The organism is Ktedonosporobacter rubrisoli (assembly GCF_004208415.1).
Classification (GTDB): Bacteria; Chloroflexota; Ktedonobacteria; order Ktedonobacterales; family Ktedonobacteraceae; genus Ktedonosporobacter; species Ktedonosporobacter rubrisoli.
This window is the reverse complement of record NZ_CP035758.1, coordinates 7,340,043-7,353,760: the sequence shown is the minus strand read 5'-3', so window position 1 is coordinate 7,353,760 and position 13,718 is coordinate 7,340,043. Positions and strand designations below refer to the sequence as shown.

10 protein-coding genes are annotated in these 13,718 nt (G+C 51.9%); 5 read left to right on the top strand and 5 right to left on the bottom strand.

Features of this window, described 5'->3' with window-relative positions; genetic code table 11:
• Positions 1-364: 364 nt before the first annotated feature.
• Positions 365-2,770 carry an amylo-alpha-1,6-glucosidase gene (locus EPA93_RS31990; protein WP_165423527.1) on the bottom strand — a complete coding sequence of 802 codons (2,406 nt, stop codon included), beginning with the start codon at positions 2,768-2,770 and terminating at the stop codon, positions 365-367.
• 388 nt (positions 2,771-3,158) lie between these two features.
• Between EPA93_RS31990 and EPA93_RS31985 the strand changes: the two genes are divergently transcribed.
• Both EPA93_RS31985 and EPA93_RS31980 read left to right on the top strand, forming a co-directional pair.
• Positions 3,159-3,389 carry a hypothetical protein gene (locus EPA93_RS31985; RefSeq protein ID WP_129891408.1) on the top strand — a complete coding sequence of 77 codons (231 nt, stop codon included), beginning with the start codon at positions 3,159-3,161 and terminating at the stop codon, positions 3,387-3,389.
• Positions 3,386-4,162 (top strand): transporter substrate-binding domain-containing protein, encoded by a 777-nt coding sequence (locus tag EPA93_RS31980; protein ID WP_129891407.1) that lies wholly within the window; start codon positions 3,386-3,388, stop codon positions 4,160-4,162. Before EPA93_RS31985 ends, EPA93_RS31980 begins: the two co-directional genes overlap by 4 nt.
• On the opposite strand, the gene EPA93_RS31975 is transcribed toward EPA93_RS31980, so the two are convergent.
• Positions 4,157-4,834, bottom strand: coding sequence for an HD-GYP domain-containing protein (locus EPA93_RS31975; RefSeq protein WP_165423526.1), 678 nt, complete (start codon positions 4,832-4,834; stop codon positions 4,157-4,159). The genes EPA93_RS31980 and EPA93_RS31975 overlap by 6 nt on opposite strands.
• Positions 4,835-5,415: 581 nt before the next feature.
• Between EPA93_RS31975 and EPA93_RS31970 the strand changes: the two genes are divergently transcribed.
• Together EPA93_RS31970 and EPA93_RS31965 are read left to right on the top strand one after the other, a co-directional pair.
• The gene (locus EPA93_RS31970; RefSeq protein WP_129891405.1) at positions 5,416-6,723 is read left to right on the top strand and encodes a metallophosphoesterase family protein; all 1,308 of its coding nucleotides are present in this window, start codon (positions 5,416-5,418) and stop codon (positions 6,721-6,723) included.
• Between the two features lie 51 nt (positions 6,724-6,774).
• Positions 6,775-10,596, top strand: a complete 3,822-nt coding sequence (locus EPA93_RS31965) for an AAA family ATPase (protein WP_129891404.1) — start codon at positions 6,775-6,777, stop codon at positions 10,594-10,596.
• Between the two features lie 966 nt (positions 10,597-11,562).
• Here EPA93_RS31965 and EPA93_RS50005 read toward each other — a convergent pair.
• Positions 11,563-11,766, bottom strand: a complete 204-nt coding sequence (locus tag EPA93_RS50005) for a hypothetical protein (RefSeq protein ID WP_242527564.1) — start codon at positions 11,764-11,766, stop codon at positions 11,563-11,565.
• Here EPA93_RS50005 and EPA93_RS31960 point away from each other — a divergent pair.
• Positions 11,686-11,952, top strand: a complete 267-nt coding sequence (locus EPA93_RS31960) for a PLDc N-terminal domain-containing protein (RefSeq protein WP_242527533.1) — start codon at positions 11,686-11,688, stop codon at positions 11,950-11,952. The two genes, EPA93_RS50005 and EPA93_RS31960, sit on opposite strands and share 81 nt — an antisense overlap.
• A gap of 76 nt (positions 11,953-12,028) precedes the next feature.
• Here the strand turns inward: EPA93_RS31960 and EPA93_RS31955 are convergent, their stop codons facing one another.
• Both EPA93_RS31955 and EPA93_RS31950 read right to left on the bottom strand, forming a co-directional pair.
• On the bottom strand, positions 12,029-12,799 hold the full coding sequence (locus EPA93_RS31955) for a dTMP kinase (protein WP_129891402.1): 771 nt from the start codon (positions 12,797-12,799) through the stop codon (positions 12,029-12,031).
• Positions 12,796-13,560: a dTMP kinase gene (locus EPA93_RS31950; protein ID WP_129891401.1), complete on the bottom strand. Its 765-nt coding sequence runs from the start codon at positions 13,558-13,560 to the stop codon at positions 12,796-12,798. Before EPA93_RS31950 ends, EPA93_RS31955 begins: the two co-directional genes overlap by 4 nt.
• Positions 13,561-13,718 lie beyond the last annotated feature (158 nt).

Genomic DNA, 13,718 nt, shown 5'->3' with positions numbered 1-13,718 from the left:
GGATAGAATGTGGATAACTTATCCACAATTGTGGATAACTCGTAAAGTTTGAGTCAATGATTGTCAAACTTTTGTCAAGCAATATAACTGGCTATATTTGCGCGCGGGACCGCTTAGCTTTCTGGGATGTCGCGCGCATCGGCTTGGGAGGCCGGCCCAAGCCCTGTTCATCTCTCTCTTTGTGGTTAGTGTTGGAAAGTATAGCCTGCTGGGCCCTAAAAAGTAATCCACACAATCAGCTAAGTTATCCACATTTTTTGTGGATAACTCGCTGCAAGATGTGCAAAACTCCTTTTTGGAAGTTTACTTTTTTGGCCTTGCCTCTTCGTGGCAACTGAAGAAAAATGCCTTGATGAAAGATCTTTTATCTGGATAGCGTATAGGTGAGCGGTAGACTTCGCATTCGCGCAAGCATATCGTAGATGCGTAGAAGCTCCCCGGTGCATGAAGCCGAAGCGAGATATTGCCCTGTGGGGTGGAATGGAGCGTCGCCATTAAAGGTGCCCTCGTTCATACTTAACAGACCCACAGTAAACCGATTTTTAAATGGCTCCAGCAGCTGTAATCCCTTGCGCCAGAGATATTCCTGGAAGAGCGTCTTCTCATCGCTAGAAGGAGCTGCCGAGGCGTGTAGCTTAATGCTTAGCATCGCCTCAATATAGGGTCCGATCAGCCAGCTCCAGACGTTGCCCTGGTGGAGCACGCGTTGTTGCTCTTCCCTTGTCGAGCCCGCATGGCCGCGATAAGCCGGATCGTGTGGCGCGAGCGAGCGCAGACCATAAGGAGTGAGCAAATGTTGCGTCACAGCCTCGAAGATGCTCTCGCAACACTGGTTATCAAGCACAGAATAGCGCAGAGAAAGCGCAAGCAATTGGTTGGGGCGTAAGCTTGCATCGTTGCCTTGCGGGCCATCGATAACATCATAGAGATAGCCCCCTTCTGAATACCAGAAACGCTCCTGGAAGCTGCGCCTGTTACGGGTGAGTAATTCCTGGTAAAAGGCCGTGTGATAGCGCAGAGAGCTCTGGTGCGTAAAGTACTGTGACCATTCGTGCATCAGGGAAAGCGCGTGGTACCATAACGCATTGAGCTCTACGGGCTTGCCCGCTCTCGGAGTAACTGGTGTTCCGTTCGCCATGGCATCCATCCAGGTAAGCGCCTTACCCTCACGACCGGCGTAGAGCAGGCCGTCAGTGGAGTTTACGTGGATGCCATGATAAGTGCCGCGCATATACCTGTTTATGCACTCAGTAAGGATATAATACGCCTCTTCGAGAAAAGCATAGTTGTGGGTGACGCGTAGATAATGGTCGAGTGCATAGATATACCAGAGCGTTGTATCGGCGCTATTATAATCACATTCAGAAAGCCGCTGGCCCGGTACAGGAAGATGATCCGGAAGCAAGCCGCCTTTAACATGGCGGATAAGCTCGCGCAGAATCTTAAGGGCCTCATCATAGCGCTCGGTGACGAGCAGCAGGCCGGGCAGTGCAATTAAGGCATCGCGTGTCTTATATTCCAGATCAAAATAGCCTGAACACAGGGCAGGCATACGTTCCGGTGTATGAAAGAGGCCGTGACGCGTTTTGCGTTGCCTATCAGCAGAAGCCTTGCGCCAGGTAAGAAAATGCTCGCTGGCTTGAAGTAGCTGGTGTAAGAAATCTTCACCTCCTGCATATGGATCGGAAGTTGTAGTGAGCGGCAGCACATGCAAATGATGGGCCTGGGCCGCTTCTCCTCCCTCCCCAAAATAGCGCTGAGGTTGTAAGGCATCGCGTAAAAGATCTTTCTGTTGCTCAAGTGCCTGTTCATAGCTCAGATTGAGCTGGTGGAGGCGTAGCTCTGGTGAGGAGAGCGCTTCGGCGCTAATGACGAGCGTCAAAGTTGCATCTTCCTCGGGCCAGAGGGTAGCGCGAAAGACCCCGGGCAAATAGAGATCATCGGTTGCCAGCAGGCCGGCGCGGGCATCGTGGCGACGGAGAAAGTTCCAGTACCATACGCCGGTGGGAATGAACGTCACCTGACTTTCTGGGTGGCCGATTGCCAGAATATGGTAAGGGCGAGCCTCCTCGCTAGCCTGAAGCGTACAGCCAGTCATCAGGCGAGGGCGTGAGGAGCGTATACCCGGGCTCCACTCATCCTCATCAATAAGCTCCCTACCTGGCTGAGGCTGCACAAGAAAGTGCCAGGCATTATTGCCATACTGAGGCTGGTTATACGGGCGCTGAGCCGCGAAAGGCAGCAGCGTAATGCTCAAACGCATATCGCGCCCCGAGCCAGAAGTATGGTCATAGTATCTAGACGCTAACCCCTGCCTTGCATAGTTTGATGTTTCCTCTTGAGAAGGCATACGTCGAACACGGTAGCGAATATAGGTTGTATTAGAGCCCTGAAGCATCCAGATACGCTTCTCCAGAAGAATGCCATGCGGACCACCCAGGCGATAATTGAAGACAGGGAAACCTTGTTCAAGGTGAAAGCTCTCAAGGTGAACAAAGCCGGCAGGGCTAAGTGTACCATCTCGATATTCATTGGTACCGAGATAATAAGTGCGTTGATCAAAAGCTATCTCTTCATCGAGTTTCGCGAGCAAAAGCTGTGGTTGTACTGTATCGGGCGGCACTATTACCAGCAATCCATGCTGCATACGTGTGAGCACACCTGCAACCGTTCCTGCGGCATATCCTCCCAGACCATTTGTCACGAGCCATTCACGCGAGATAATTTCGTTGAGATCGCAACATGTGCTACGATCAAATGTGATGGGCATACCAGACCCTCCAAGCCCCTCGATCAAATGAGCTGTGACTAAGTATGGACAGTTAATCTGAGTAAATGTGCGCAACTTTGCGTCATATACCCTCATAGTGTAGCATAACATTCACTGAGAAACAGCATCCCAGTGATAGTTTTTCGGCTATATTTCGCAGCCATTTACAAAGTTGTAACATTGTATATAGCAGCGTTTTTGCAAGCGTGATCTCATCGAGAGAGAATACGTAGTACTAAGAGATGCATTGATGCACGCATTATCTGTGCAATATCTAGCAATAGAAGCTGCTTGATGGATGTTATAGAATAAACACAGCTCTTTTTGTCCTATTTGCTGCAATTTGTTGGATTTGCCTCGTACATACGTACTAGAGAGGGTATCGGCCATGCGTTTCTCTTTATTTAAGACGCGAAGGCAGCTCTCCTTACTTCAGCCGCGCCTCATAGGCATTGCTATGCTGCTCTGTTTGCTCCTATCAGCCTGTAGCAATTTGGGGCTCAAACTTAACACGCCGGAACCTACGCCAGCGGTGAGCAGGATTATGCCTCATGATCTGCTTACACCTGGCTTTCTTACTGTTGGCAACTATCCAAATTATCCCCCCAGGAATCGGTGAACACTTCGACCAAAGAAATACAGGGCTTTGATATTGATCTTATTAATGCCGTAGCCCAGCACCTTGGCTTAAAGACAAAAATTGTGCCTGAAGACTTTCACACTATTATAGATAAGCTTGTGGATCAGGATTTTGATGTAGTGATCTCGGCTGTTAGCATTACCGATGAGCTGCGCCAGAAGGTTGATTTTGTGCCCTATTTTAGCGGAGGCGAGTCGCTGATGGTAAGAAAAGGGAATCCCGGGCAAATCAGGAGCCTGGCTGATCTCTGCGGGCTCAAAGTGGGAGCGCAAAACAATACGCTTGAACAAAATGATCTCAAGATTGCCAGTAAGGATTGCCAACAGCAGCATAAAGTAGCCATAGATATGGTAATTGTGCAGGATCAAGCGGCAGTGATGAGCTTGTTGGAAGAGAAGAAAGTTGTCGCAGTTTACCAGGACTCGCCAGTCACCGACTATATGGTGAAGCAGCATCCCGATCTTTTTGAGCCCGGTGGCCTGGTTACCAACGCAAACCTTGAGGGGATCGTTGTGCGCAAGGGCGATAGTTTGATGTTAAGCGCCATTCAATCAGCATTTAGTGCTGTGGAGGGAGATGGTACCTATCATAAGCTCATTATGAAGTGGGGGCTGGTGAACGAAGAGATACAGCTTGCGCGTACCTCGCACAGTGCGCAGATTACCCCGCAGCTCCAGAGGAACCCGGAGCCTTCGCCTGGTTCTGCTGCTTATAGTAGCGGAGCGTGTTGGCAGAGACGTCCCTATTTATGAGCCGGTAGTCATAAATAGGCGGCGTGGTATGGGCGGCAGCGCCTCTTTTTTGGCCGAGATGTAATTGTATTGTGGTAACGTGAAATTCGGCACTGTGTCTAGCAGATGGACGAAGGCCTGCAAAATTGTGGGATCAAAGCTTGTTCCCGAGTCCAGAAGGAGGCGTTCGCGGGCTGCATCCTGCGAGAGGGCTGTTTTATAGGGGCGCTGCGAGGTCAAGACATCGTAGACATCAGCCACCGTCAATAAACGAGCGCTGAGCGGTATCTCCTCTCCCTTTAGCCCTGCTGGATAGCCATGTCCGTTCCAGGCCTCATGGTGGTAGAGAACAGCCTCCACATAGAATGGTTGCACATCGCAGCCGATCAGGATGCGAGCTCCGATGACTGGATGGCGTTTCATCTTGTTCCATTCTTCCTCAGAAAGACCTTCGGACTTGTTTAAGATGTCGTTAGTAATCCACGTTTTGCCAAGATCATGCACTAATGCCGCTAATCCTAGATCGCGCGCCTCCCTTCTGCTCCAGCCAAGGTACCAGGCCAGCCGTTGGACATATATTGCAACTCTACGCGAATGTTCGTAGGTAACGATATCTCGTTCCTGAATGCTTTTAGCGAAAGAGAGGAGAACCTTACGTGTTTCTCGTTCTTTCTCAGTATGCGTTGCTCCCACCACGCTCTCTCCCACTTCACAGGTACACCTGGCAGCTATACAAGTGTGCTATACACATGGCAGCCAGCAAGGAATCTAGCCCGAGCAGATAGTTCAGACCGCTTCCTGGAGGTTCCAGGCTGCGCTTTTTCACAGTTGCCAACTGTAAAAAAGTTTGCACATAACACTTTAATTGCTGCCGCTTAGCGGAATACGAGTGGACGAATATACAAAAACAATATGCAAATCTAAAACCTTAGACGCAAAAGCAAGCCTTTTGGATACCAGGCACCTACCAAACCTGGTACAATAGGGGCTGTCATCTTCAGCATAAGCTCATAACATATTAATATTTGGCTTAAACCTCTGTCTATGTCATCCGTTCAGTCAGGTACTTTTGTATCATTATTTATCATATATATTTAAGAAGAGGAGCCGGTCATGTTCTGTTATTCCCCAATTAGTCCCTCTTTTTATACTGATTCGTTTTTTATCGCTAGTTTTTGTGATAGACTCACCTTGATACTTAAGAAAAGAGTACTAGCATCAAACCCGCAAAGGTTTGGTGTATTTGCCGTTATTTTATTTTGGATGTGATTGCGATGGCAGAAGATACTGTGGAACAAGATGCAAAACAGGATGTTAGCACTGAGCAGGCTGAGCGCCATGAGGAAGTGGTTAGCATAGTATTGACCTCTGATAACCACCTTGGCTATACTGCGTTCAGGCAACACCCGCGCAAGCGCGAGGAGCTTTTGCGGCGCTTACGCCGGGCTTTTCAGCAGGCAACCGATTTTGCCATAGAGCATAAGGTTGACCTGTTTATTCAAGCTGGAGATCTATTTGATACTACCACCCCTGACGAGCGAGATCGCAGTTTTGTGGCCACTCGCCTGGCGCAATTAAAACAGGCCGGTGTGCGTGCTTTCGCCCTGGGAGGGGTCCATGACACTCCTGGCGAGGCACAATCTCTTCTGGGAGAGGCTGTTCTTGCTCCACAGATCAGTTATGCACGTTTGGATGCGTTACACTATTTTCCGCCTGCGCCGGAAGAGGAGCTGGAGCCAGTCTTACTGGATGTGCGCGATACAAAGCTAGGGATTTGTGCTCTGGGCGTGCTGGTAGGCCAGGAAGGCGATCCATTAGCTCACCTGCAGGTGAAGGAGAGCTTAAAGGATGCTGCCATCCCTCTTCTCTTATTGCACGCTCCTATTGAAGGGCTGGCCAATGGCTCGTCGCTTCTGGACACGCGAGCAATGGTGAGCCAGGAAAGTATTGCCGGGCAGACGCTATTTCGGTACATTCTTGCCGGCTATCACCATAGCCACTATCAGTTGCATCTAGGCCAGGTTGATGTCGTGGTGGCCGGGGCAACCCAGCATCTCGATTTCAGTACGCCTGATCATGCTCCTGGCTTTGTCTATCTGGGTCTTGCTGCCGATGGTATTCAGTGGTGTAAGCACATCCCTGTCGATACCCTCTTGCTGCAGCGTCTTACGATTAATACTAAAGAGCTGTGGTCCGATGATTCGGCTGCGGCACAACAACTTCCTACGGAAATTATTCTTGAACAGTTGCGGCCTTTATGCAATGCTGATACATTGCTACAATTGCGGTTGGAGGGCGAGTTAACGCGTGGTCAATACCATCAACTAGACCTTAATCAGATACGGCGTTACGGTGAGGAACATTGTTTTGCGCTGGCCATTGATGATAGTGTCCTCTCCCTGCTACCAGAGCAAGAAGCTGTCTCAGCTGAGACAGGGGAACGTTTCTCGCCGCGCGAGGAGCTCATCGCTCTGGCCGATGAATGGATTGCTGATGCGCCCGATGAGCAGGAAAAGAAGGCCCTGCAAATTACTAAAGAAGAATTGTTGAGAGCGATGGATGATATGAAGGGTAAACGGTAACTGGCTACGTCGTGTGGCGTCCAGTAACAGGCATTGGCAAACGGAGTAAGTATGATAATCCTAAAGCATTTGACTGTTGAACGGTTCCGGCTCTTGCGAGAATTAAATCTGCACTTTCCGCAACGCGGTAGTATACTGATCCAGGGACCCAATGAGGCTGGCAAGTCGGCACTCATCGAAAGCATCTATTTTGCACTCTATGGAGAAGCCCTTGCCTCTGCAAAGCCTTCGCTCGACGACCTGGTGCTCTATGGCGCAACGACCGCAACTGTCTCCCTTACGCTCTCTGTCGGTGCTACCGAGATGACAATCACCCGCTCGCTTGAGCGGGGAAAGGGACAAAAGGTAGCCCTGAACGTGCGCAGGCTGGGTATGCCTGAAGAGAAGCCGATCGTCGATCTAGCTGCCGCCAATGAGCGCATTATCCAGGAGCTGGGTTGCCTGGATGGCGAGACCGTGCGTAACGCTTGCTTGATCGAGCAAAAAGGTCTTGATCGCCTTGAGAAGCTTAGCGGCGCTGAGCGAGAAGCGAGCGCCCGCAAGGTGCTGGGCCTTGAGAAGCTTATGCGCCTGACAGAGCACTTTAAGATCGGTGCCGATGATGAGAAGCAGCTTCATGAGAGCCGGGAGCGGCTACGCCTTGCTGAGATGCAGGCTCGCATTCCTGAAGTCAGTAGAAAACTTGGCAAGGTTGAGGCCGCCCTTGATGCGCTTAAGGTGGCCGTCGATCTTGAAGAGATCTCGGCTCAAGAGCTCGATATTGCTGAGCAGGAGCAGACGCTTGAACAGATCAGGATCAGGCGCCAGGAGATTAGAAATCGTCTGAGCCGCGTGCAACAGCTCAAAAAAGCCGACGCGACCCTTGAAGAGATTATTGCGGCTTACGAGGCTATCGCTGAGGCGCGGCATCAGATTCCTGAGCTGGAAAAACAGATTGCTGAGTTGGAGCGGCGCGAGCACGAGGAGCTTCCGATTCTTGAGAAGCGCGTCACTGATCTGGCTGAGCTTACTCGCTCTTTTGGGACGCTGCAGCGCATGTCGAACGATCTATTGGCTGTGGTCGATACAATCAAGGAGCATGAACAGGAACTCAGGAAGTTTGGCGAGGTAAAAGACGATTTACATAGCGTTGATGAGCAGGTCGCGCATGCCCGTTCTCGCCTGGAGCAGGCCCAGCAGGCTTTGCATGATCTGGAGGAGCGCCGGCGTGCGGGACTTCCGCAGTTAGAGGCGCGTTTGCAGCGCATGCGTGCGCTCTCTGAACGCCTGGCCGCCCTGCGCCAGCAGGAGAATCAGTACCTTCACCGCCTGAAGGATAAGAGCCTGGCCGAGCAGAATCGGGCACATTTTTCCACAGTCCAGGGCGAGCTGCAGGAGACTGAGCAAGAGTTGAAGCTGGTTGAGTCCGAGGCTCGCCAGACGCAGAGTCAGGCCGATGGACTGGAGAGGCGCTGGCGTCAGCTAGCGGTTCGCCGTCAGATCGAGGAGTGGCAGCGGCTGAAGGGGCTGGCTCAGGGCCTGGCTGAGGCGGAGCAACACGTGCGCCTGGCCTATCAGCATCAAGAGAAGCTCAATCTGGCGGCAATGGAGGCGCGTAGCGCTTCGCGTAAATATCTTATCATTGCGGCAATCAGCGTTGTGCTGCTGCTAGGCCTGGCCGCAGCGGCTTTTGTGCTCTTCTCGCAAAATGTACCAATCGTGGCCTCTATTGCCGGTATCCTGGCCCTGGTCATGGGCGCGATCGGTTTCCTTAACTTCCAGAGCTATGGTAAAGCGCGCGAAGAGGAGAAGGTTGCCGATCAGCAGATGCAGGAAGCCATCAATCAGGTTGGTATGATGGTGGCGGCCCGCGAGACGGCTCTACGCATGAGTGGGGATAATGAAGCGCTTCTCCAGGTTGAGCATGAGATTCGTTCCCTGGGTGGGAATATCCCCCGCTCTCTTGAGGATGCACAGTCCTACTTGATGCAGGTAAAAGATCAGGGAGAGAGCCTTGCCGATCTCCAGAGGCAGATGCGCGAAAAAATTGAGGAGGCCAACGCGGCCCGCAATCAGGTCAATGTGACGATGGAGGCGGTGGCCAATCTACGTAAGGAGCGCGCACGCTTGGAAGATGAGTACAAGCGCGGCGACTGGGCGCACATTGAGGAGCATCTGCGCGACGATCAGTCGACGATTGAGCGCATGCATGAGGAGGTCGCCTTGCTGACCGAGCAAGAAGGACTGACTCTCCCAAGTATCGGTGAGCGCCTGCAGAGTACGGCCTCGCTGGGCTTCTCGCGCTCTGATCCTATTTCTCGCGACAATAGCCAGGCTGGTATTCCTGAGCTAGAAGCGATTATTGAGAGCAATATTAGCGCTACCGAACGCGAACTGGCGACCCTTGATGGCAAAATGGATCTGGTGACCGATCTATCGGCACAGGTGAAAATCCATCAGGACGCCTTAGATGTGCTCCTGACCCGCAGACGCGCCTTTGAGGAGCGCGTGGCTCGCTTTGAGGAGAGCAATCCAGCCCTGAAGATCGAGCGGGCGCGCGAGCAGCAGATGGCCTTGCGTGAGGCTTTGCAAGCCCTCCAGGACTCCTTGCGTCAGCGCGTGAGACCCCTTGGCGTCTCCTTTGGCCAGGCGGCTATTAATCACGCAGAGACCGTTGCCCGCAAGCAGTTAGAAGAGCTGCATATTACCCTGGGCAACAGGATTATGCTGCAAGAGCGCCATGGTAATTATGTTGTTCAGCTTAAAGAGTTGCAGGAAGCGCTCTCTGAATACTATAAGCAGCTTGCCAAGTACAGCAATTCGCTGGGTAGCTGGATCGTGCCTCTCAATCCTTTTGCCGAGGCTCTTATTGCTTTGCGTACGCGCTGCCAGCGGGAACTGACCGAGGCCAGGGAAGCTGAGGCGGTAAAAGAGCTTGATACCTTGAGCGAGCAAGAAGGAGCGGCTAAGATCAAGATCGAGCTGTGCCAGAATGAGATTGAGGGGGCTGAAGAACGTATCTCGGCTATGCTCGCTCAGCGCAATCGCCCGGCCGTCAAGACTTACACTGTCTCTGAGATCATTGCGGTCTGGCCCCTGGTTGGTGAGTATACATCACGGGATCGCCACGGGCTAGAAGAGGAACGTGTGACCTTCGAAGAGGAGTTGACGCAACTTGAAGAGCAAGAGCTGGAACTGAGTAAGCAGTTGCAGACGGGACGCGCTCCCCTCGATCTCAAGCAGTCTCGCGCCGAGATGGATAAGCAGGAACGTTCCTATGAGACCAAGAAACGGGCCAATATGCTGGTGCAGGGCGTGCATGATCGGCTTATGCGCAAGATGTTGCCACGTACCGAGTATTATATGCAGCAGTTGTTGCCTTTACTCACGGGTGGCCGTTACCACGATGCTCATTTGATTACTCAGCCGGAGCAAGGAGCTGCCAGTGGCGGACCCTTCCAGATCAGCGTGTGGGAGCCGGCGGCAAGTGCTTATGTATCGAAGTCGGCGCTCTCGGGCGGCGCGGCTGATCAGTTTTCGCTGGCTTTACGCCTGGCCTTCGCCATTGCTTCTTTGCCGCGTGAGCTGAATGCGGCCCCCGGCTTTGTGGTAATGGATGAGCCGCTTAGTTCATTTGACCGTGGACGTGCGCAGGCTCTTGTCAATGTCATCAACGGCGAAATCCTGGGGCAGCACTTCGAGCAGATCATTCTTGTTTCGCAGAACAATGCCTTTGATCCGGCTATGTTCCCTTATCACGTGTATCTTGATAACGGTATCGTGGAGGAGAGCAATCTTCCGCTCGTCCCTGGTCTGCCAGCTGTGGATGCTGATGAGTATACCGATGAGACTATGTTACGTATACCGGTGCCAATGCGCGTGACTGTACAGTAAAGCAGACTATCACTTCCAGCGGTTTTGTCTTTGCCCTACCTGTGGAAAAAGCAGCCAGAGATGTCTTGATCTGGCTGCTTTTTCTTTCTGCCGGGCACTAAGATGCCCCCTGCTGAGCGAGAGGTTCGAGGTTTACCTCTCGCTCGTCTGCCGAGCTGCAGGCCTTAAGGGCCATAGTCGGACTGCTGAGGTATGACTATCCAACATGCCGCATAGACCGAGTAAATACAGGTGCCAATCCGACCTGCTCCAACACTGGGTGGGCGCAAAACTGGCCAGCCCACCTTTTTGCCCCTGAACCAGCGGGAGGCCCGGTGGCTACGATGCGATGCTGGATATCATAACTGTGTGCGGTTGCTGATGAGGCGGCAAGGGAGGATACTGCACTTATCTGCTCTGCTGTATCCTCTGCTCCCGGCCCTTTGGCACCACACGCGTGGCTTTATCTTTACAGGCTGAACATAGGCGCTATCGGCCTGCCTCTTGTTTTGAGGAATGGGCCGATCCCATATGTTCTTTCACCTGGAATATCTGCCGTTGTGGATAGTATAAGTAGGGCATATTAAGCATTTATTATCTCGTAGTTAAAATTTTTCGGACATCTCTATAAAAAATTCTTCACTGGCGCAATTACGAGCCATAAAAGATCGCGCCAAATCCTACCCAAGTAGAAATCAAGCGCGCTTTTCATTTTTGATACGAATTAACTCCTTTTTCTCATCTTTCTGCATTTGCACAAATCCTCATGTCAGGGCTATTTAGTTTTTATCGAAGCAGGAGATACCTCTCTCCCAGAGAGGTATCCCTGTCCGGGGGACGAGTATCAGAGGACGACCAGTCCTCTGCCGGGGCATGGGGCGTGCCCCATTTTCCCTTCTTCTCGGACGGATGGGTGGGGCAAAAACAGGAAAATGAAATAACCCTATCCTCATGTCTATCCTGCTGTAAAATAGTGCTTATTCTGTGCTATAATAGGATAATAAAAATAGCTGCGTAACGGGCTGAAAATATGGAAAGGACCATAAGATGATCCCAGGCTTTCATGCGCTCGACCTCATAATATTCCTGTTCATCGCGCTGAATCTGCCTATGCTGCTGCATTGTTTGCTCAATAGAGCCTTGAGCTGGAAGCAAAAGGTGCTCTGGCTGCTCGTTATTGGCCTGTGCCATATCCTCGGTGCCCTGCTCTATTTTTGTGTTGTATTGGTTGGGGGCCTGGGCAAGAAAAAGCCTTCCCTCTATTCTACACCCGCAAATGAAATATTCAGCATGGCGAGACAGGACCCTCCCAGCGAAGAGTTCCCGCTCACCATATATGAGCAACCTCAGGCATCCTATCCAGAGGACAAAAGGTAAGTTATAGGTTCCACGTTTTGACGCTTCTCAAGGCGCGCCAAAATCTGTGTAAGCAGCCCTGTATATAGTAAGGTGCTCAGCCCTGGGGCAGGAGTGGTAAGATTTTGAGCTTAAGCTGCTCCGAAATTTGTTCTACCGGCAAGGTAGCATCGATCACCTGAAAATTGTAGATGGGGATCATCTTCTCATATTCTGCAAGTAAGCGGGTTTGATAGTTAACAAAGCTTTCGTATAGATCGGCACCCAGGCGCATATCCATGCCCGATTCCCAGAAGTCGAAGCCGCCACGCTGCAACACGCGCGGGATGAGCTCATGTAAGTGAATGTGAAGATAAAAAATAGCGTCGGGCTTAAGCGCTAGGCCATAGATGGAGCGTATCCAGCGGGCGTCGGCGCCACGCACCAGGGCGCGGGCAATAAGTGAATAGACGTAGCGATCGGTGAGCACGATAAAGCCGGCTCGTAGCGCGGGCAGCATCTGGTTCTCGAAGCGATCCACGAAGTCAGTGGCATAGAATAGATTAAGCGTAATCGGACCGAGCGTATGCCCTTCTTTGGCTTGCTTAAGCCCCGGTCCGGCCAGGACTGAGCGCGTAGTTTCAGTATCGACGACGGCATAGCCGCTGCTTTCCAGCCAGGGGCGCAAGAGGTTCAGCTGCGTAGTTCGACCCACGCCATCGGTACCCTCAATCACGATCAGGCGACCCGGTAATACCTCGTCGCGCTCTCTCAGGCCAATTGCATCAATACCATAAAAAGCGAGATCGGTCATATCTTCCCTCTCTGCTACACGGATAGTAGCTGATCGATAGGCCTCTCTTCCATCATCCTCTTCCCTAAAATTCATCGTTCGGCGCCTTTCAATTCATGGGCCAGATTGTTGAAAAGATGGGTTTCCTGGATCAAGCCGGATAGAGCTATATTCTGAGCAGAGGCGCGTAGGCGGCGAACTCCCTGCAGGTGTGGCCTTACCAATCTACGCATCTGGCGCTGCTGTTCCGGTATGGGTAGCGTGGCATCCATGGCTGTCAGGCCGAACTCATCGACCATTGTCTCGTATTCGTTGACGATCCGCTGCTGAAATAGCTTAAAGCTTTCGTAGGGATCGTTGCTCAATCCCATGTCCATGCCCGCTTCGTAGTATTTCAATTCGTTACGGCTGGTCAGGATGCGTTTGAGCGAGACATCGAGGGGGACGCGATAGTAAAAGGCCACAGTTGGCTTTACGGCGAACTGATAGAGCTCGCGCAGCCAGAGACGATCTACACCGCGGGCAGCATCGCGCGCGAAGGCCGTATAAATATAGCGATCCGCCAGCACAATGGCTCCGGCCTTGAGCGGAGGGATGATATCATGCTCTGTGCGGTCCGCGAAGTCAGTGGCATGAATCAGGCTAAAGGTCGTGGGGGTCAGGAGCTGCTTCTTCTTGCCCTTGCTCGTCGTCTTTTTGACAAGGGGAGAGGAGTTCCATTCGCTAAAGAAGACAGTATAGCCCTCGCTGATCAGCCATTGGCGCAGAAGCGCTATCTGCGTGCTCTTGCCAGAACCATCTACGCCTTCCACTATAAAAAGTTTGCCGGGATATTGATGTAGTCCATAAGTCTCCATAACATATCCTTTTCCGTTGATACGACCACACTGTACCGCTTAAAGTGCTACTTACGATCGCCTTTGCTTCAGGGATCGGTGTGCTTGCTCCCTCCAGGCTTTCCATGCTTGCCCAAGGGATAGTTAAGGACAGCTCTGGCTAGAGTGCGGCGCGCGGC